This is a genomic window from Corynebacterium sp. KPL2861 (assembly GCF_040225475.1).
GTDB lineage: Bacteria > Actinomycetota > Actinomycetes > Mycobacteriales > Mycobacteriaceae > Corynebacterium.
The window spans coordinates 1-19,988 of the sequence record NZ_JBEHFW010000018.1; the positions used below are offsets into that span (position 1 = coordinate 1).

Annotated in this window: 15 protein-coding genes; 4 read left to right on the forward strand and 11 right to left on the reverse strand. The window is 58.6% G+C overall.

Annotated elements, in window-relative coordinates:
* On the reverse strand, nt 1-1,457 hold a 1,457-nt coding region (locus tag ABRP84_RS10955; RefSeq protein WP_349853798.1), incomplete at its 3' end, for a VaFE repeat-containing surface-anchored protein.
* Between the two features lie 1,736 nt (nt 1,458-3,193).
* Between ABRP84_RS10955 and ABRP84_RS10960 the strand changes: the two genes are divergently transcribed.
* Nucleotides 3,194-3,640, forward strand: a complete 447-nt coding sequence (locus tag ABRP84_RS10960; protein WP_239269991.1) for a hypothetical protein — start codon at nt 3,194-3,196, stop codon at nt 3,638-3,640.
* A gap of 136 nt (nt 3,641-3,776) precedes the next feature.
* Here ABRP84_RS10960 and ABRP84_RS10965 read toward each other — a convergent pair whose 3' ends face one another.
* On the reverse strand, nt 3,777-5,069 hold the full coding sequence (locus ABRP84_RS10965; protein ID WP_239269992.1) for an adenylosuccinate synthase: 1,293 nt from the start codon (nt 5,067-5,069) through the stop codon (nt 3,777-3,779).
* 88 nt (nt 5,070-5,157) lie between these two features.
* On the opposite strand from ABRP84_RS10965, the gene ABRP84_RS10970 reads away from it, so the two are divergent.
* Nucleotides 5,158-5,973 carry a hypothetical protein gene (locus tag ABRP84_RS10970; RefSeq protein WP_349853799.1) on the forward strand — a complete coding sequence of 272 codons (816 nt, stop codon included), beginning with the start codon at nt 5,158-5,160 and terminating at the stop codon, nt 5,971-5,973.
* Nucleotides 5,974-6,025: 52 nt separating this feature from the next.
* Here ABRP84_RS10970 and ABRP84_RS10975 read toward each other — a convergent pair whose 3' ends face one another.
* Entirely contained in the window at nt 6,026-7,240 is a 1,215-nt protein-coding gene (locus ABRP84_RS10975) for an FUSC family protein (protein WP_349853801.1), read from the reverse strand.
* Nucleotides 7,241-7,417: 177 nt separating this feature from the next.
* Here ABRP84_RS10975 and ABRP84_RS10980 point away from each other — a divergent pair, with 177 nt between their 5' ends.
* Complete coding sequence (locus ABRP84_RS10980; protein ID WP_349853803.1) at nt 7,418-8,476, forward strand: HNH endonuclease signature motif containing protein; 1,059 nt, start codon at nt 7,418-7,420, stop codon at nt 8,474-8,476.
* Nucleotides 8,477-8,823: 347 nt separating this feature from the next.
* On the opposite strand, the gene fbaA is transcribed toward ABRP84_RS10980, so the two are convergent.
* The 8 genes from fbaA to ABRP84_RS11020 form a co-directional block, all read right to left on the reverse strand.
* Nucleotides 8,824-9,858 (reverse strand): class II fructose-bisphosphate aldolase, encoded by a 1,035-nt coding sequence (fbaA, locus tag ABRP84_RS10985; RefSeq protein WP_349853805.1) that lies wholly within the window; start codon nt 9,856-9,858, stop codon nt 8,824-8,826.
* Nucleotides 9,859-10,042: 184 nt separating this feature from the next.
* Nucleotides 10,043-11,248, reverse strand: coding sequence for a glycoside hydrolase family 76 protein (locus ABRP84_RS10990; RefSeq protein WP_239269996.1), 1,206 nt, complete (start codon nt 11,246-11,248; stop codon nt 10,043-10,045).
* Nucleotides 11,249-11,301: 53 nt separating this feature from the next.
* On the reverse strand, nt 11,302-12,048 hold the full coding sequence (locus ABRP84_RS10995) for a TrmH family RNA methyltransferase (protein ID WP_349853815.1): 747 nt from the start codon (nt 12,046-12,048) through the stop codon (nt 11,302-11,304).
* Between the two features lie 4 nt (nt 12,049-12,052).
* Nucleotides 12,053-12,607, reverse strand: a complete 555-nt coding sequence (pyrE, locus tag ABRP84_RS11000) for an orotate phosphoribosyltransferase (protein ID WP_349853806.1) — start codon at nt 12,605-12,607, stop codon at nt 12,053-12,055.
* Between the two features lie 86 nt (nt 12,608-12,693).
* Nucleotides 12,694-14,406: a TtfA family protein gene (locus ABRP84_RS11005; RefSeq protein ID WP_349853808.1), complete on the reverse strand. Its 1,713-nt coding sequence runs from the start codon at nt 14,404-14,406 to the stop codon at nt 12,694-12,696.
* 70 nt (nt 14,407-14,476) lie between these two features.
* Nucleotides 14,477-15,334 carry a sulfurtransferase gene (locus ABRP84_RS11010; protein ID WP_349853809.1) on the reverse strand — a complete coding sequence of 286 codons (858 nt, stop codon included), beginning with the start codon at nt 15,332-15,334 and terminating at the stop codon, nt 14,477-14,479.
* Nucleotides 15,335-15,378: 44 nt separating this feature from the next.
* On the reverse strand, nt 15,379-17,934 hold the full coding sequence (gene clpB, locus ABRP84_RS11015; RefSeq protein WP_349853811.1) for an ATP-dependent chaperone ClpB: 2,556 nt from the start codon (nt 17,932-17,934) through the stop codon (nt 15,379-15,381).
* 358 nt (nt 17,935-18,292) lie between these two features.
* Nucleotides 18,293-19,669 (reverse strand): sodium/glutamate symporter, encoded by a 1,377-nt coding sequence (locus tag ABRP84_RS11020; RefSeq protein WP_349853812.1) that lies wholly within the window; start codon nt 19,667-19,669, stop codon nt 18,293-18,295.
* Between the two features lie 131 nt (nt 19,670-19,800).
* Here ABRP84_RS11020 and ABRP84_RS11025 point away from each other — a divergent pair.
* On the forward strand, nt 19,801-19,988 hold a 188-nt coding region (locus tag ABRP84_RS11025), incomplete at its 3' end, for an NAD(P)-binding protein (RefSeq protein WP_349853813.1).

The window sequence follows — 19,988 nt, forward strand, 5'->3', positions numbered from 1 at the left end:
TCATCAACAATCTCAGCACCAGCAACAACCTCATGCGAACCCTGAGCAAAATCAGCATTCGTCGAAATCTCCGGCTTTGCAGAAGTATCAGCAGGCTCCTCCGGCTTTTCCGAAGAGGTCGTGCTCGAAGGCTCAGTACTGGTCGTAGTCTTCGAAGAGGAGGTCTCCGAGTCCGATGGTTCCGAGGTTTCAGATTCCGAGCTGCTCTCCGTCGATGGTTCAGAGCTCTTGGACTCCGAGGTGCTTGGCTTCGAGCTAGTCGTTGAAGTCTCCGACGAAGACGACTCCGAAGGCTTGTTGTCCTTCTTAGAGTTTACGGTTTGGTCTTTGTCATTAATGTCCTTGTGCTCAGCAACATGGTTCGGCTTCTCAGCATCAGGAGTTTCCTCGCCCTTGGCATTAACCGAAGTAGAGGTCAACTCCTCGAAAGCAACCGCAGCCTTGACCGGATTCTTTACGTCACTGTCAACAGTGATTTCCACGTCAACCTTGCCAGCGGACTTCTTCGGAGTAAAGGTCTTTTCACCCTTACCAATTACAGACTCGTCTGCCTTATTAACCAATTCCGCATTCAGAGTGTATTTCTTCCCTGGGACCAAGTCCTTGTACTTAACGGTATCGGTTACCTTAGCGCCGGACTCAACCGTTTCACCCTTGGCCAGCTTGGCCTTGGTGGAAATCTCTGGGTTCCAGACGGAATTTACGGTCTGTGCCTCGTCGCTCAAGTCCTTGTGCTCAGCGATGACATTCTTCTTGTCAGAATCAGAGGTGGACTTTCCTTCTGCATCAACCTCAGTAGAGGTCAAGGTCTCAAAGGCGACTGCCGCGTCAATGGGCTTCTTAAGATCACTGTCAACAGTGATCTCCACGTCCACGTCACCGGAGGACTGTTCTGGAGTAAAGGTCTTCTTGCCCTTGCCGACGACCTGGTTGTCCCCAGCCTTATCCTTCAGCTCAGCCTCAAGAGTGTATTCCTTGTGCGGGACCAGATCTTCGTAGTGAACCGTGTCCTTTACCTTTGCACCAGCAACAACCTGATCAGCATCGTCGGCGAACTCTGCCTTGGTGCGAATCTTTGGCTGCAACTTCTTCTCGGATGCACTAGTAGTTGGAGTCGATTCGCTAGGCTCAGTGCTTGGCTGAGTAGTGGTTTGCTCCGTCGAAGGTTCCTCAGAGGAAGTGGTCTCCTCTGTCGAGGTCTCCTCATCGGAAGGCTGCTCTTCCGTGGAGTTCGGAGTGCTCTCTTCCTCCGTAGGCTCATCTTCCGTGGTTTCTTCCTCGGAAGGCTGCTCGGGAGTCGTGGATTCCTCCGGCTCGTCCCCCTCGGTATCAGGTAGACCAGGCTGATCCGGCGGCATCACAGGCTGGTCTCTGCGTGTTTTATCGACCCTACCTTTATCATCGTGAGGACGAACAATCGTGATATAAGCATCTTCAGGCTGTTCCGGAATCTGCACGGATGGATCTTTTTCGAATTTTGGCGGGTCATAGTCGTCTACAATTCGATACCCAGTCAGTTCCGTAAATTCCTCGTGGCTTCCCGTAAAGCTAGGGTATGTAGGCTGACCTGGATCAAGCGCACCGTAAGATGGGTCTCGGCCAGTAATAGTAGCGGCAGCTATAGCCCGTGATGTGTCCTTCTCAGCAATTAAAGCTGCTAAATACACGGAGTAGTTTGCAGCAGCCTTACTATCCTTCCGCTTCGCTGCATCCTTCAATTTCCGTGCAAGATTGATCACACCATCCCTGTATTCGGGTGAGATTTCAAGCCTTTCTGCGTTTTCCTTCGCATATACCCGATTTGTTTGCAGTGGGATTTGGGCGAATGGTTCGATACACCAGCCCCATCCCACGTTGTTGTTCGGGTTTCCTTTACCAGCACCCTCTGGCGGCGTTCCCGCCCAAACAAGTGGCCCCCAAGAAGTATCTACTCCTTTGGGCATAATCTTGTTTACATCTCCCAAACTTACATTTGGCTCAAAATCTGTAGGATTACTTTCCTCAGCATTTGCTTGATTCCAGGGAACAGTGACCATAGCAGCAATAACCGCAAATGCAGCAAAGATTGCGGTTAATACAGTCCACTTTCTCCGGGATAAATCGCGCACTCCGCTCATCTTCTCCCCTTTAAAAGGACATCTTCTTACAATTCGCATCTACACAACTCGAACTTCAGCTGTGTAGAACCTAAATGTGAAACTTGAACACACGATAGACGATCCCTGTTCACTAACCGCTACGATCGCCACCGTTTGTGCCTTTAGGAGAGTACCAGTCCATGCGTTCAAAGAGAAATATTTCAAACTTATCCAAGTGATACGTCAACGAATTTACTATGCCAATTCCGGTTTACCGATAAACGGAAGCTGGCAATTAAAACCGTCATAAATAAATTTTTGTTCGAAGGTGAACTTCACTCCAGAATGCTATAGGTTAATAGATAACGTACAGCTTTTAGTAGATTTACCATTTCTATTAACGCTGTTACCAGCATTTTCTGAACTCAGTCTTGCACCCCACTAAATGTCGGTACACTTTTTAAACAGTCACAAACATTGGTTTTACGCAATACGAGCCTTCAATCACCTGAACTCCCAAAATGAAAGACCGTAAACAATGGCGATCACATGTTCGATTCAACTTACCTTCAGACATTATTCAGTTATGTATAATTCCCCTGTAGGCACTGATTAAGAAAATTATTTACATTTAAGGAAATGCTTTCAAGAAGTGTCAAACGTCACAGGAAAGCGTGCGTACTTCGCGCAAAATTGCACTGTAAATAGAAGTCGTGCAGTAATTGAAGCGTCCACTAAAATGGGGGATAAACCAAAGTTACAGTCTGCTTTTCTAAAGTTTGACAGGAAATGGACGCTACTTTGGCTTAAGCCACTTTAATGAGCTAAATCCCATCAAATGTCAGCTTTTATTAGCGTCAACCTCCAGTGCACCCCTCGCACCCACCGGCGTTGTATTATATTGCACTCCGGTTAAACTTAATAGCGAATGTCACACTTCAAGACGAATAATGCGGGTCTAATGCCACATATTGGACTAAAGCATTTTTCTCCGTCAATAGCTTCTAAAAAAATTTTAATGAACGAATCAACAAGTTGAATTCCATATAGTTACTCGCCTTTTACGGTGCTAGTATTTTTATCGGTTTCAGACACTAACCCAGAAAGGATCGGAAATGTCTATTCCTTCTTTTATTGCTAGCGCCATCGCTGCTGTACTACCGCTAACTGGCAGCACCGGCCCAGTTGACGCCCAGGACCAGCTTGCTGAGCCAGAGGTAACCCAGACCGCTGACGTTGAGCAGTCCACCGACCAGTCCGATGAGCCCGGCGCTCACGCCGAAAAGGGCCATATCACCGGTGACAAGGAAGATGTAATCAACGGAGACCAGGACTATTCTGCACCTATCCTGCAGAGCGGTAAGTTGGCTGTGCAGCGCGAACTCGCGCTCGCTACTGACGAGCTGGGCCACGAGTTCATGAACATCGACTTCAAGGACAGCCACAGCGCACACCTGACCTTCCCAGACACCTATAACCCGGATACTGACCAGGCAGCCGTGGACCGCGTGCTGGAAGCACTCAAGATCAACGGCTACGACAACCTGACCGCCGCTTACTAAAGCTGAACGGTCATAGCCTCGGGGAGCGCCCCGCGGGATCCTAAAGAAGGGGCGAGGTACCTCAGCAAGGTACCTCGCCCCTTCTTACTTTTATGAGCTCGCGGCTAGGCCGAGCTCATCACCGCAAATACGTCCATTACTGGTCTTCCATGACATCGTGGCGCACGATGGTTTGGTCGCGGCCAGGTCCGACACCGATATAAGAGATGCGGCAGCCGGACAGCTCTTCAAGGCGCAGCACATAATCCTGTGCCTTCTGCGGAAGCTCCTCGAAGGTGGCGCACTCGGATATGTCCTCGTCCCACGCCGGCATGGTTTCAAAAATCGGCTCGGCGTGGTGGAACTCAGACTGGGTAACCGGCATCTCGTCATAACGCTTGCCGTCGACGTCATAAGCCACGCAGATAGGGATTTCCCCAATACCGGTCAGCACATCGAGCTTGGTCAAGAAGTAATCCGTAAACCCGTTTACGCGCGTAGCGTAACGAGCAATCACGGAATCGTACCAACCGCAGCGGCGTGTGCGGCCGGTGTTCACGCCGACCTCGCCGCCGGTGGTCTGCAGGTACTCGCCCCACTTATCAAACAGCTCGGTAGGGAACGGTCCGGCGCCCACGCGGGTGGTATAGGCCTTGATAATGCCCAGCGAGGTCTTAATCCTCGTCGGCCCAATGCCAGAGCCAACCGATGCCCCACCCGCAGTCGGATTCGAGGAAGTCACAAACGGATAGGTACCGTGGTCGACGTCCAACATGGTGGCCTGGCCGCCCTCCATGAGCACGTTCTGACCATTGGCAAGCGCTTGGTTGAGCTCAAGCTCCGCGTCAATAACCATGGGGCGCAGGCGCTCGCGATAGCTCAGGAAGTACTCCACAATCTGCTCTGCCTCGATGGCCTTGCGATTGTACATCTTCACCAGCATCTGGTTCTTGATCTCCAGCGCGGACTCCACCTTCTGCCGCAGGATGGATTCGTCGAAGATATCTTGCACGCGAATACCAATGCGCGCGACCTTATCGGCGTAGGTCGGCCCAATGCCGCGGCCGGTGGTACCGATGGCGCGCTTGCCCAAAAAGCGTTCCTGCACGCGGTCGAGGGTCTGGTGGTACGGCGCCACGAGGTGCGCGTTCGCGGAAATCTTCAGGCGAGAAGCATTCGCCCCTCGTGCCTCGAGGCCATCAATCTCATCAAAGAGCGCCTCAAGGTTAATCACCACGCCGTTGCCCAGCACCGGGGTGGCGTTTTCAGAAAGAATCCCGGCGGGCAGGAGCTTCAGCTCGTATTTTTCACCGCCGACCACGACGGTATGCCCGGCGTTATTGCCGCCGTTCGGCTTGACTACGTAGTCAACTTTCCCGCCAAGTATATCGGTAGCCTTGCCCTTGCCTTCGTCGCCCCATTGGGCGCCGACAATGACGATCGCTGCCATCTTTTAAGTCACTTCCTCATTATTGAAGCCAAAATACGCATTTACCTTACACTTTTCTGGCCGGATTAGCCCACGTAGCATGATGTACATGCGTTTTTTGTTCCTCCGCTGCGGTGCCTCGGACATTGACTTGCCCGCAGAGGCTATTGACCTTTCGGCCGTTCCTTCCCGCAAGGAACTCGCGCTTATCGATGCCGCCGCCACCGATCTCCTCCCCCACGACCCCACGCCTTCGCTGGACGAGATCGCCGCGCAACCCGATGTCCGCCACCTCGGCGCCCCCGCCGCCGCCCCGCAGGAGCCTTATCTGGAGGACCGCCTGCGCATCGTCGTCGCCGGCTCGGACTCGGCGCTCAACGCCGTCATCACCCGTCTTATGCGCGCCGATAACCTGTGGGCCGAGGTCGCGTTCGTTCCCACGGGCGATTCGGCTGCCGCCGCCAATTGGGGCCTGCCTGCACAGCCGCAGGATGCCCTCGAGATTGCCCGCACCGCCCCAGTTCGCCCAGTGCCGCTCATCCGCAACGATTCCGGCCAGGCCGTTGCCGGATCAGCGACCATCTCGGATTGGTCCAATGGCCCGCTTACCGGTGAAGTTATCATCGATGATGACACCCTCGCCGCCTCCGGCCGCGGCACTTTTGGCGCGCGGCTGGTCCCCATGACCGATGCTCCGGGTATCCTAGCGGCTCGCGCGACATCGCCAGTCGAGCCCGCAGGCCGCCTGCGTTCCTTGCTTCGCAAACCCGGCCGCCTCGACCCAGATTCCGTCCGCACCGGCCGCGCGGTCCAGGCAGGCGGTACCCAGCTGCGCGTGCTTGTCGATGCCATCCCCCACAAACGCCCCCTCACCCGCGTCACCTTTTACCGCCATCTGCGCGACCTCCAAGTCGTGCGTGCCTAATCCCCCTCGCTACTCGCACCCACTTTTTCGCTGGAATTGCGGGCAGGTCCTGCTAATTCTTTCCCTTTTGTTTATCGTCGCGTTCCCATACTTCCGGCGGGAATGCCGGGTGCGTCGAGGTAGGAACCAAGTGCGCAACGGCGGACTCGCGCGAGAGTCCGCACACCATGAGCATGTCCACAACGATGGACCTCGTCTGCGCGAGGATCGTATACGCAGAAAGCGTTGCGCCTTCTTCGATAAGATCCATGCCCGCTTGACCGCCCACGTAGCGCAGCCGCTGCACAAGTTCGGGGATCTCTATCGCCTCATCGTGATCTCGCTTTTGCCGGCCGTAGAGTTCTCCTACCGCCAGGATAATTTCTGATAATTCCTCCAAGAGCTCTAGCTGCTTATCGGACACGGTATCGCCGTCTTCGGTAAGCACGAGCGCGCGGCGCGATAGCACCCGCACCCCGCGCACCGCGTTATCTACTGGCAATAAGATGCGCTCCAGGGACCGAATATTCCTGCGCGAGGTCCACAAAAGAGGCGATACTTCCGAGGCCTCCCTGCCCGATTGTGCCGCGCTCAACAGCGTATTCACGTCATTTTGCGTGCCCCGCACCGCATCGCGGGCATCGCGAATGATCTCGGGATTGGTATCGCGGATGCCATGCGTGACGTCATTAAGAATGCTCGATGCAATCCGCAGCACCTTCGACACCTCGCGCCGAGCTTCCTTCAACGGCGAATTCGGGATCAGCGCAATCGTGATAAGCCCAATGCCGGAACCAATCATCGCGTCGATGGCCCGGTGCAGGCCACCCGGCCCCTCTGTGGGCGGAAAGATCGTGGCGATAAGGATGGATCCAAAGACAATCTGGTTGGATACCAGCGGCGATTTCGTAATAAAGGACCCCACCACCAGGCCGGCTCCCACGATGAACAGGATCTGGAACGGGCCCTGCCCCACCACTTGGAAGAGCAAATCGCCCACAGCCACGCCGACGATGCCGCCGAGCGACATCTCCAATGCCTTCTTCATCCTGTCCCCGCCCGAAAGGCCCAGGATGATGACTGCCGAGATGGGCGCGAAGAACGGCTGCGGATGCCCAAAGAGGGAGCTAGCCACCCAATACGCCAATGCGGCACCGACGGTGGCCTGGATTATATAAACGAAGCGCGAACGGATGCGTTGCAGACGCGATAATACTGAGCGGTCCACCACCCGCAGCATTTGCCTCGTTGAGACTCTTTGTTTCGCTTCCGACATGACCTCCAGCATAGAAGACCTCCCTCTACCACCGCCCCCGTGCGTCCGCATCCCGGCCCGCGCCAGGTTGTGGATAACGCGCTATATGCGCGCCTCAGCGACCCCCGCAGCGCGAGAATTCCACAGATTCGCCGTTTCTCCTTGCACATCCATTGCCGCGCACCCGTGCCACTTTTACGGTCAGGAGCCGTGAACACAGAATTTTTGCAACTTTGCCGTCGCGGTGTGGACCTCGTCGCCGAGTTTCAGGGATGCTCCGAACAGCAGCTCATCGAGGCCGGCGCCAGCCAGCTCCTCGCCGCGCAACTCGCCCGCCTGCAACACACCTATTTCGGCCGTACCTCCAATAGCCGCAAGCAGCACCTTGCCTGCGAGGCAGCTCGTTCTCGCGGCCACGACCTCGCTGTGCTTGAAAGCATCGAGTCTTTCGCCCACCGCGTTAAAGACACCAACCGCAGTTGGGATCTTCGCCTGGAGCTCTGCCGCGCAGAAGCCCACCTGATTCCGGCAATCGCGAAGAAGCGCCTCAAACAGCTCAACCCCGCCAAGCGCCCCTCCCACGGTGTCCGCTACACCCGACGCCCCGATGGTCCCCACACCATCTCCATCACCGCGGATCCCACGGATATCGCAGATATCAAGGGCGTTCTCGCTTCCGTGGATAAGGAAAACCCGCTTGCGGCGGCCAAGCAGGTCATCCTCGAGGGCAATCCCGGCGCGCTCCCCGCGGTCCATACCAATGTGATCATTACCCTCGACCAACTAGATCACATCTCTGCTGGCCAGGGCGATGACATCATGCTTCAGCTTTCCAACGGCGCGCGCATGTCCGGCGCCCAGCTCGTCGCCCGGACCCTCGCCCAACGCGGTTACGTCAGCTTGGTTCACCCCGAGCACGGCGCGGTAAACCTGTATCGCACCGAACGCATGGCCAGCTGGAAACAGCGCATGCTAGCCCGCGCGGAACATCCCATCTGCGCGTGGCCCGGCTGCTCCACGCCTGCCGATGACGCCCAAGTCCACCACCTCACCGCCTGGGCCGCCGGCGGCCCCACGAACCAAGAAAACCTCGTAACGCTCTGTGCCCATCACAATGCGGTGAATCAAGACGATGATTCCCGCCCCACCGCCCGCGGGCGCATGGTCCGCATCGAGGGCCGCATCGCTTGGATCCCGCCGTGGAGCGGTAACCCACGGTTTATCCCCTCACCCGCCCATTCACCACGACCAACAAGGAGTTACGTCTAATCCTCACCCCACCCAGTCCGTCTGGTCCGTCTAGTCCACTGGGACCGCTGGGCCTGCCGTTCCCGCCTGGCCTTGCCAGCCTATATTTCTGTCCAATCTCGCTGGCATAGCTGGTCGGGTCGGCATAGCTTGTCTGGCTGATCTGGCATACTTGCCTGCTCTGTCTCATACCCGGCAAGCCCCGCCGCATCCTTGCACCCCACAGATGGGCCCAGCGTTAGGTCCAGAGATCGGACCAGAAATAGGAAAAGCCGCCTCCCACACAGGGGGAAGCGGCTACTTCGTCGTGCCTACAGTGCGGTCGCGCCTTCGGCTTCAGCTCAACATGGAGCTAATTGGGACTCGTCCTACTTGGCCGTGGTCTTACCCACGGAGTGGAGGTCCTGACATGCCTCGATGACGCGCTCGGACATCCCCTGCTCTGCCTTCTTCAGGTAGGAGCGTGGGTCGTAGACCTTCTTGTTGCCTACCTCGCCGTCAATCTTGAACACGCCGTCGTAGTTTTCCATCATGTGGCGAGCCACTGGGTTGGTAAACGCGTACTGGGTATCGGTATCCACGTTCATCTTGATGACGCCGTAGCGCAGCGCCTCTTCGATCTTTTCCTTCTCGGAGCCGGAGCCGCCGTGAAAGACGAAGTCAAAGGCGTGCTCGCCCTCGCTCAGGCCGAGCTTCTTCTGCGCAACCTTTTGGCCCTCCAACAGAACCTCAGGGCGCAGCTTCACGTTGCCGGGCTTGTAGACGCCGTGCACGTTGCCGAAGGTAGCGGCCAACAGGTAGCGGCCCTTCTCGCCGGTGCCCAGGGCATCGATGGTCTTTTCAAAGTCTTCCGGAGTCGTGTACAGGTTATCGCCGGCCTTGGCCTCGACACCGTCTTCTTCACCGCCGACAACACCAATCTCTGCCTCGAGAATGATGTGTGCCTTCTTCGCCTTTTCCAGAAGCTCCTGGGCGATGACCAAGTTTTCATCGATCGGAATAGCAGAGCCGTCCCACATGTGGGACTGGAAAAGCGGGTTCTCGCCGCGGTCGACGCGCTCCTGGGAGATGGCCATCAGCGGACGAACGTAATCGTCCAGAACTTCCTTCTGGCAGTGGTCAGTGTGCAGGGCGATATTGACGCCGTAGTGCTTCGCTGCCTCGTGCGCGAAAGCGGCTAGGGCCTGAGCACCTTTAACCTTGTTCTTGACCGCGAGGCCAGAGCCGAACTCTGCGCCACCGGTGGAGAATTGGATGATGCCGTCAGACTCTGCCTCGGCAAAGCCCTTCAGTGCTGCGTTGATCGTTTCAGACGAGGTGCAGTTGATGGCTGGAAATGCGAAGCCGTTCTGCTTCGCGGTGTCCAGCATCTGGTTATACGCCTCGGGGTTTGCAATTGGCATGAAATTCCATCCTTAAGTGGGATTGCGGTCAAACACGTTCCAACACCCAATTATGCCCACATTTCCGGAATCCCGCCGCAAAATTGGTGTGACATTTCCTGTGTTTACTACCCAACTCTCAAAAATGACGCGCCCCCACACGACAAGCCCCGCGCAAGGTGTTTAACAGCACGGTTAAACGCGGTTAATCGCGACCCGATGTTTTATGCAGGTCACGAGCCACCCGAGCACACGCCTCCAGAAGCATCCAACCAGACAGCTGCACGGATAGGTCGCGCTCATCCACGCGAATGATTCCCATCTTTTCACTCACGGTCGTGTGCCCGAAGCCGTAGTTGTGTGGAAGGCGGGCATCGGCAGTCCAGTCAGAGCCAAAAATTGGCAGGCCATCGACCTCGAGCCGGTGCTCCCACACGGATTCGGCAGACGCCACAACCATCCGGGTCGCCAGCTTCTTGGTGGCCCGGTTCGCGGGCGAGTCCCCGGGCAACCGCACGGCAACATCGGCAAGATAGCGCATCAGAATGCCCTTAAACAGGCCGCCATCACCATCACCGGTCTCCCAATCCACGACGCCGGAGGGAGTCGCCATCCCGGAAGCAATAGCCTGCACCAAGCCCCGAATCTTAATGATGTAGCTCATCATCTCGGATGCCAGTTCGGCCTCGTAGACGCTGTCGATCTGCTCCAGCTTGCCGATGCTCGACTCCTCCCGCATCGCCAACACAATCTCCAGGCATGCCCCCAACATCACGCCTTGGCAGTACGGGTGGACTTGTTTGACAATTTCGGGGCCGTCCATGCGCATGCGCACGCCGTCCATAATGAAGCCATCTTCATTGACCAAGTTGTCGTAGACCCAGTCAACGATGCGGCGGGCCGCGGTGATATCGCCCATCCGCGCGAGCATGATGGCACCGGGCCCATTGGCCGGCACATTCATGAAGTTCTCTCCGTCCCGCCACGGCAATATCCCCAGCGAGTCATCGAGGCCTTCGGTGATATTGCCCTGCAAAGACGCCAACGCCTTGGGCGATTTCATCTTCTTTACCTCGCCCACGCGCCCGAAAGCGAGGGCGAGCCAGGCTTTGTCATCGAAGTACTTATTCTTGGTCAGCTGCGCAAGATTCCGCATGCGAATCCCGCGCATGGTGTCAAGGATGCGCTGGCGGCGGGCCTTAGTATTCTTCCGCTCCGCCGCATCGACGAGGCAATCGAGGTAGTGCGCCTGCCACCAGTAGTGCCAGTGCACGAGGAGCTTTTCTTTCGTGGTGGGCGGCCAGCTGACGATGGCGAGGTTGGTTCGCGGCAGGCCCCATACGGAATGCGCATGGCGCTCATCAATGGCGGTTTCCGCGAGTTCGGCGCGGTGGGCCCACTTTTCTTCCACGATTTCTTTATCACTCCAGTAGCAAGGTTTATTACAGTTAGTGTAACGATCTCTTACCAGGAATTGTTCAGATCGGCGTGCTGCCGGATCCAAGTATGCATGGCGATGCCCGCGGCCACGCCCGCGTTGATGGACCGCGTAGAGCCGAATTGCGCGATGGAGCAGGTCATTAGGGCGGCGTCTTGCGCGGCGGCGCTTACTCCGGGGCCTTCCTGCCCGAATAGCAGCAGGCTGCGTTCCGGCAGTTCGGCCGTTTCGAGGGGCACGCAACCGGGGGTGTTATCAATGGCAACGACCGTCAGGTTTTCCTCAGCCGCCCAGGCAATGAGCTTATCGACGCTCTCATGATGCCGCAGATGCTGATACCTATCTGTCACCATGGCGCCGCGGCGATTCCACCGGCGCCGACCCACAATGTGGACGGTATCAACGGCAAAGGCGTTGGCGGTACGCACGACGGTGCCGATATTGGCATCATTTTCAAAGTTCTCGATGGCGATATGCAGGCTGTGCCGCCGCTTATCGATATCCCCCTTAATCGCCTCCCTTCGCCAATACCGATACGCGTCGACGACATTGCGCCGGTCGCCCTCGCGCAGCAGCTCCGGATCGTATTTGTCCGCCTCCGTGCCTTCCGGCCAGGGACCTTCCCAGGGCCCCACGCCGTGGCGGCCCTCGTTCCATTCGGTCGGACCCTTCGCCTCCTCGGGCTGCTCTCGCTGCTCTCGCTGCTCCTGCTGCTCTGGTTGCGCAGAACTCTCGGCCTGCCCGGCGGGCGCCTCCTGGCGTTCCTGGTCCATCTCGTTACGCGAGTCCAAGGTCACCCAAGCCAAGCAAAGAACGGTACTCAAGGCCCTCGGCCGAGATGACGTCCTCGGCGCCGGTAGCGCGGTCAACGACGGTAGCCACACCGACCACCTCTGCTCCAGCCTCGCGCAATGCGGCGACTGCCGTGAGCGGCGAGTTGCCGGTCGTGGTGGTGTCCTCGACCACCAGCACCTTCTTTCCGGTCACATCCGCGCCCTCGATGCGGCGCTGCATGCCGTGCTTTTTAGCTTCCTTGCGTACGACGAAGGCGTCGATATCGCGGCCCTCGGCATGCATGATGGAGGTCGCTACCGGATCCGCACCAAGGGTCAGTCCTCCCACGGCCGCGAAATCCCAATCGGCGGTGAGCTCGCGGAGCAAGGATCCGATGAGGCGGGAGGCCTCGTGGTGCAAGGTCGCACGCCGCAAATCAACGTAATAATCAGCCTCTTTGCCCGAAGACAAAGTCACCTTGCCATGCACCACGGCAAGCTCATTGACCAGTTCCGCGAGACGCTTCTTCTTGTCTTCTTGCAGGTGCACTTCAGTCATCGCATTGCTCCTTTTTCTAGAGTTTCTTTAGAGTTTTCAGCATATGAGGAAAGTCCTGGCTATGTGGGCCAACGCAACATTCTAGGCTACTCTCCCTGCTGCGACCCGGAATCGTCATAGCGGTCTGTATCCTCTTTCTCCCGTGCAGCGGCCGTGCCACTGGCGTCTTGGGAGCTGCCTCGAGAGGAATTTCTGGTTGAGCCGGTGGACGAGTCTTTGGCCGCATTTTTGTCCGCGTCACCGAGGTCGTCACCAAAAGCATCATCGGAAGCGTCGTCAAAGATGGAAGCCTCCCCGAATTGCTGGCGCGGCAGGCGGGCGGTGCCCGAGTCGGGGGTGGGGCGTTCATTGCCATCGGCAATGGCATCGACCTCGTCCGCCCCAATCGCCGTGTGCTCAACTGGGCCGCGGGTCTCAGAATACGTGCGCGAGGGCATATCCAACGGTTCCTCCGGCCGTTGAATGACCGGCCGGGAAAACTCCGGCTGTCCCGCCGCCGCTGTTCCACCCACCGCGTCGACCACAGGCGCGGCGGGAATCTCCCTGGCCGGGTCCAAGTCCTCAAGGTGGATGGTATGCACGGAGGAGGAACGGGGTGGGAGAACGCGGGAAGCATCGGCAAGTAAAGCCAAGGGCGGGAGCATTGCCTCCCAATCCGCGGTGCGCGAATGCTTGGTGGTTTGTGCCAAAACCCACTCGGTTTCCAGCCACAGCGCCGACACCACCTCCGGCATGCGCTGCAACGCAATTCGCACGCGCTCGTCCACCATCCGCTCCGCCACGCCGCGATCGGAGGAATATACATCAAACCCTTCGATGCTCATGGCCATCAACAGGTCCTCGGACATCTCGGCCTCCTGGCTGCCGAAGCGCTGGAAATCAATGACCACATCCGATGCCGCTCCCGTCCGCATCGCCATCACATTGACGCCGTCAATATCCATCAGCAGCATTTCGTGGCCGTACACGTTGCCGGCAACGATATCTTTCGGCGCGGCGCCGGAGGAGGCCACTCCCCTCGTCCATTCATCGACAAGATACTGGTCCGACTTCATGTACTCAAAGCCCCGGGTTTCCGCCCAGTTCTTGCGCTCCCGACGAATGGTGCCAGGGATTAGCGGCCGCGGCCGCCCTACCGGCTTGGACTTAGCGTGCCCTTCCGATTGCTCTTCAGCTCTCTCCTGGACTGCCTCTTCGGGGAAGTCATCCCCACCCGATTCCGTTTCTGCGTCCGAGTCCGCATCCTGGTTAACGTCAGAATCTGCGCCAATTTCCGACGTCTTTTCAGTGTTGCTTGCAGTGTTGGCGCTGCCTTTTACAACGTCATTGTCAGAAAGAGCCTCAGTCTCGCTGGCGCGGGTTTCGGCTCTGCCTCTATCGGCGTTGGCTTTGTCTTTACTTATCTTGTCGTCACCGCTGCCCTTGTCGTCATCGCTGCGGTCTGAATCGTCTGCAATGCGATGGTGACGGCCTGCAGAGATTGCGGAGGAAGAATCGGATTCAGCATCAGGAGACGGTGAGTACTTCGCCTCGAAACCGGGGTGGGCCTCAGTACCGCCTTCGCTCTCAGGATCTGTCACTGCTTCGGAGCCTGTGGTGTCTTCCGCGCCCTCTTCAGTTTCGGGGCTTGCGTGGGAAGGCGCATCCTGGTCTTCCCGGGTGTCCCAGTCTTTCGGGTCGTGCTGGGATGCGGTGTCTCGCTGGGCATCGGCTGCGCGCTGCGTGCGATCGTAGTACAGCAAAAAGCCACCGGCGATGCCGAGCACGAGTGCGAAAATCAGGAGTAAAGAAGCCATCATCTCCTGATAATAATAGGTACCGGCACCCCACGGTGCCGGTACCAGTCGGAGTCGGAGCGATTAATTGGAATTAATCGTTAACCGAAGTCCTATCCCCGCGTTCTACCGGGTTGGTCGGGTCTGCCGACCACTGCGACCAGCCGCCGATGTAGTGGCGCAGGCCGGTAAATCCTGCGTTCTCCATCGCCGCAAGGGCCAGTGCGGAGTTGTTGCCCGAACCGGAATAGATGATTGCATCCTTGGTGTTTTCCTGAGTCAGCCCAGCCGCGGCCAACACCTCACGGATTTCATCCGGGGACTTCAACGTGCGCACCCCATCGTTGTGGAAAAGGCGCTCGGGAACATTGACCGCACCGGGGATGTGGCCCGCCTTCAAATCTAGGTTCTCGCGGCGGCCGGCGAAGCGGTTACTCGAGCGGGTATCGATGAGCACGCCATCGTGCTCGCGGACGTCTTCAATCGTGGCGGTAGGCAGCTGGCCGGGAGTGACCTCGAATTTCGAGCCGACCGCGATATTGCCCGGACCCGTGAGAGTCTGGTAACCGTTCGCGAGCCAGTTTTCTAGGCCGCCATCGAGGATGCGCACATCAGTTAGGCCGGCCCAGCGCAGCGTCCACCACGCGCGGCCGGCAAAAAGCCCGCGGCCCTCGTCATAGACCACCACGGGGCGGTCTTCCTGCAGGCCCCAAGAACGGATCCAGGCTTGCAGCTTATCTTCGTCCGGAAGCGGGTTGCGGCCATTGCGCGAGCCCGGAAGGCCGACGAAGGCCGCACCGGTATCACCGAAAAGTGCGGTGGGGATGTGCTGGGACGCAAAGTCGATGAAGCTCTGGCCCGTCTTGGGGTGCCAGTGGGTGCCGAGAAGAGTGAAACGATCGCCGTGGTAGATGGATTCTTTGAGTTCCTGCGGGGAAACTAAAATGCTCATGCCTCCCAGTCTAAAGGCATGAGCATTATTTTTCGCCCGGTAATTTAGCGAGCAGAAATATCCAGCTCCGCGCCGCCATCGGCGACGTCGACGTGGACGGTATCGCCATCGGCAATGTCACCGGCCAAAAGCTTCTTCGCCAGCTTGTCACCGATAGCCTGCTGGATGGTCCGGCGCAGCGGGCGGGCGCCGTAGGCGGGGTCATAGCCGCGGTCGGCCAACCAGGACTTGGCGGAATCGGATACCTGCAGCGTCAGGCGGCGGGCCTCCAGGCGTTCGGTGAGACCGCGCAGTTGGATGTCCACGATGCCGCGCAGCAGTTCCTCCGACAGCGGCTCGAACATCACCACGTCATCGAGGCGGTTGATGAACTCCGGCTTGAAGGCCCGCTTTACGGCCTCCATCGTCTCGTCCTTCGTACCGCCGGCGCCCAGGTTGGACGTTAGGATGATGACGGTATTGCGGAAGTCAACGGTGCGACCCTGGCCATCGGTAAGCCGCCCCTCATCCAGGACCTGGAGGAGGACGTCGAAGACGTCGGGGTGGGCCTTTTCCACTTCGTCGAAAAGCACGAGCGTATAAGGCCGACGCCGCACGGCCTCGGTGAGCTGGCCGCCGGCTTCGTGGCCGACGTATCCCGGAGGGGCACCGACGAGCCGGGAAACGGAGTGCTTCTCGCCGTACTCGGACATATCGATGCGCACCATGGCGGATTCATCGTCGAAGAGGAAGTCCGCCAGCGCCTTAGCCAGCTCCGTCTTGCCCACGCCGGTAGGGCCGAGGAAGAGGAAGGAGCCGGTCGGGCGGTTGGGGTCAGCCACGCCCGCGCGGGAGCGGCGCACGGCATCGGACACAGCGGTCACGGCCTCGCGCTGGCCGACGACCCTCTTGCCCAACACCGATTCCATGTTCAGCAGCTTCTCGGTCTCGCCCTGCAGCATCTTGCCGGCGGGAATGCCGGTCCACGCGGAGACGACCTCCGCGATGGTATCCGGGCTGACCTCCTCATCCAGCATGGTATTGCGCTGGGCGGCGGCCTTTTCCTCGGCTGCTGCCAGGTCCTTTTCCAGCGGCGGGATCTTGCCGTAGTTGATCTCGGAGGCTAGGGCGAGGTCGCCGTCGCGCTCGGCAATTTCTGCTTGGCGGCGGAGATCGTCGAGATCTTCCTTAATATCCTGCACGTCATCGATGGCCTTCTTCTCGTTGGCCCAGCGCGCCTTGAGCTCGCCGAGCTTTTCGCGCTGGTCCGCGAGCTCGCCTTGCAGGGCGGCCAGGCGGTCTTTGGAGGCGGCGTCGGATTCCTTCTTCAGCGCGAGCTCCTCGATCTCCATGCGGCGAACGATGCGCTCGAGCTCATCGATTTCCTGCGGCGAAGAGTCGATTTCCATGCGCAGGCGGGAGCCGGCTTCATCGACTAGGTCGATGGCCTTGTCCGGCAGGAAGCGGTTGGTGATGTAGCGGTTCGATAGCTCCGCTGCAGACACCAAGGCGGAGTCCATGATGCGCACGCCGTGGTGCACCTCGTAGCGCTCCTTGAGCCCGCGCAGGATTCCGATGGTGTCTTCCACGGACGGCTCTGCGGCGTAGACCTGCTGGAAACGGCGCTCGAGGGCGGCGTCCTTTTCGATGTACTTGCGGTACTCATCCAGCGTGGTTGCACCGACGAGGCGCAGCTCGCCGCGGGCCAGCATGGGCTTGATCATGTTGCCGGCGTCCATGGAGCCTTCTCCGGTAGCGCCGGCGCCGACGATGGTGTGCAGCTCATCGATGAAGGTAATGATTTCGCCCTCAGACTGCTTAATCTCATCCAGGACAGCCTTGAGGCGCTCCTCGAACTCGCCGCGGAACTTGGCGCCGGCGACCATGGAGCCGAGGTCCAGGCTGATAAGCGTCTTGCCCTTCAGGGACTCGGGGACATCGCCAGCCACGATGCGGCGGGCCAGGCCCTCAACGATCGCAGTCTTGCCGACGCCCGGTTCACCAATCAGCACCGGATTATTCTTCGTCCTGCGCGAAAGCACCTGGACGACGCGCCGAATTTCCTGATCGCGCCCGATGACCGGGTCGATCTTGCCCTCGCGCGCCCGCGCGGTGAGGTCGGTGGCGTACTTTTCTAGCGCCTGGAATTGGTCTTCCGGGTTCTCCGAGGTCACCTTGGCGGCCCCGCGCACGGAGGGGAAGGCGCCCTTGATGGCGTCGTAGGTTGCGCCGCGGCCGGTCAGCAACTCGGCGGCGTCGGTCTTCGAACCGGCGATGGCGGCGAGGAGGACTTCGGTGGACACAAATTCATCGCCAAGCTCGCCCGCCAATTCCTGCGACTTGGTCAGTACGTTTAAGCCATCCCGGTTGAATTGCGGGTTGGACATATTGGCACCCTCGGCGCTGGGATAAGAGTTAACCAGCTCGCGCGCTTCTTTCAGCACGGTATCCGGGTCAACGCCGGTGGCCTTGAGCACTGGCGCGGCAATGCCGCCTTCCTGCCCAAGGATGGCCGCCAGCAGGTGCGCCGGGCGGATATCCGGGTTGCCATTCGCGGAAGCGGTCTGCAGGGCTTCCTGCAGAGCCTCTTGTGTTTTGGTGGTGGGGTTAAAAGAACTCATGTGTACGTTTCTCCTTCTAAGATTTATTCGTCCATTTTAAGGATTCACTTGGTATAACGCACATAAAGTTGAGCCTATTCCACTCAACCCAAATTTTTTGAGTCACCCCGGCTCAACTTCCCATGCTACGCTCCCCAGCTCTGCCGCAATGCCGCAACAGCCCTATCGAAGTTCGGCCGCCCCAGGAGTGAGCGTCCCGCGCTAACGAGGGCTGGGGGTAGACGGGCATCGGCAAGCAAGCGAATTGGCGGCCAGCAAACCGGGCGCAGCAGAGGTGTAGCAGGCCGCGGCACGACAAAGCCGGGCCGCCACACCAAAAGTGCGGGAGCCCGGCTTGCACAGAGTGAATTTGTGAAGGCTAGGTTTCTTGTTTCTGGCCCACGTGGCCAATGCCCTCTTTGAAAATCGTGCCGCGCGGCGGAAGCAAGCCCATGAATTTGAATGTCAGGTACACGCCGATGGAAATGGCCAGCGAGACGGCACCGAACGCGCCGGTAAACCCGTACATCACGGCCATCGGCGCGATGATGGTCCACGAAATCTCGAACGGGCCGAAGCCGATGTAGGCCATGCCGTATTCGGAAAGCGTTCCGGACTTCAGCTTCGGGTCGACGATCTTGAGCACGGCGATGCCGGTAGCCACGGTGGCCGTCGCCCAGCCCCAGCCGAAGATGCCGCGCTCGATCCAGCGCTCGCCAAAGAACTCGGCGGGGAACCACATCAAGAAGAAGGTACAGAAGATGGTGCCCAGGATGAACAGGACAAGCAGCGCCTGCCAGTAGGAAGCGATAGCGGCAGGAACGATGGCGGCCACGCCGAAGGCGATGAGGTAATCGGTAGCGGCACCGGAGATTGAGGATACGGAATCCTTATCCAGGTAATCCTCGGCGCCGACGAAATTCATGATGGCGCGGAAGATGAGGCCGATAACCATGGACATCGCAAAGAGCGGGATCGAAACATTTTCCCAAATGCTGGAAATACCCTGATTGACGCCATAAGCCGTCATGACCGTGAGGATGATGAAGCCGAAGTGCAGCGCGAGCGGCTCAATGGAAGAGGGGTTGGTGGTGGCGCGGCCGAGGGAGGGTCGCTCATCCAGGTTCTTGATGTAGCCGCGGCGAATCTCTTCCGGCAGCTCCTTGGGCACGTAGGATACCTTGCCCTTGCGGATGCCCCAGTTACCAGCAATGACGCCACCGATAATCGCGGCCAGCGTGCCGACGGTCGCGGAGGTAAAGCCCAGAGACGCTGCCGCCTCGGCGCCGACGCCCTCCAGCGCGCCACCCACAGCGGCCGCCGTGCCGAAACCACCGGTAAAGCCAACCGGCAGCATCATGCCGAACCAGTTGGGGGTATCAAAGACCGGGGCAAAGAAGAGCAGGCCGAGCACGATGAACAGGCCCCACTGGCCGGTAAACATCATGGTGGAATAGCCCCACATATTGCGCGCGCCCTTGCCCATGTTGCCGCCGACCTCCATGGAATACGCCATCGAGGCAAAGACCACGGCAATGAGGATAGAGGTGTAGTCGCCGAGGTTATCGGAGAAGTTGATCCACCCCAGCACGTTGGGCCCGACGAGCAGCCCGAGCAGCCCGGCGGTAATGGGGGCAGGCAGCAATAAGTCCTGGAAGATAAACTTCACTTGGTGGCGCAAAATATTGCCGATGACCATGAGTAAGGAAATCCAACCCACGTCCAGCATGAGCGTATAAGCGGAAAAATCTTCCATGGGAATCCTTTCTAGCTGTGCAGTTATGGCAGGCCGCTCACGTGTAGCGAGCGCGCAGATAAAAAGTACATTACCTACCATCTAGTGAGCCACAACATACGGCGCATTTTCACCCCCGCTACAATGGCACGGTGGAGCACTACCTCAGCATCATCATCGGCGCGGGCCAGGCAGGCTTGGCGACGGCCCACCAGCTCACCTCCCGCGGGCTTATCCCCGCCCAAGACTTTTTGCTTATCGATGCCAACCCCGCCCCCGGCGGCGCCTGGCGTCACCGGTGGGATTCCCTGACGCTGGGAAAGGCCCATAACATCGCGAG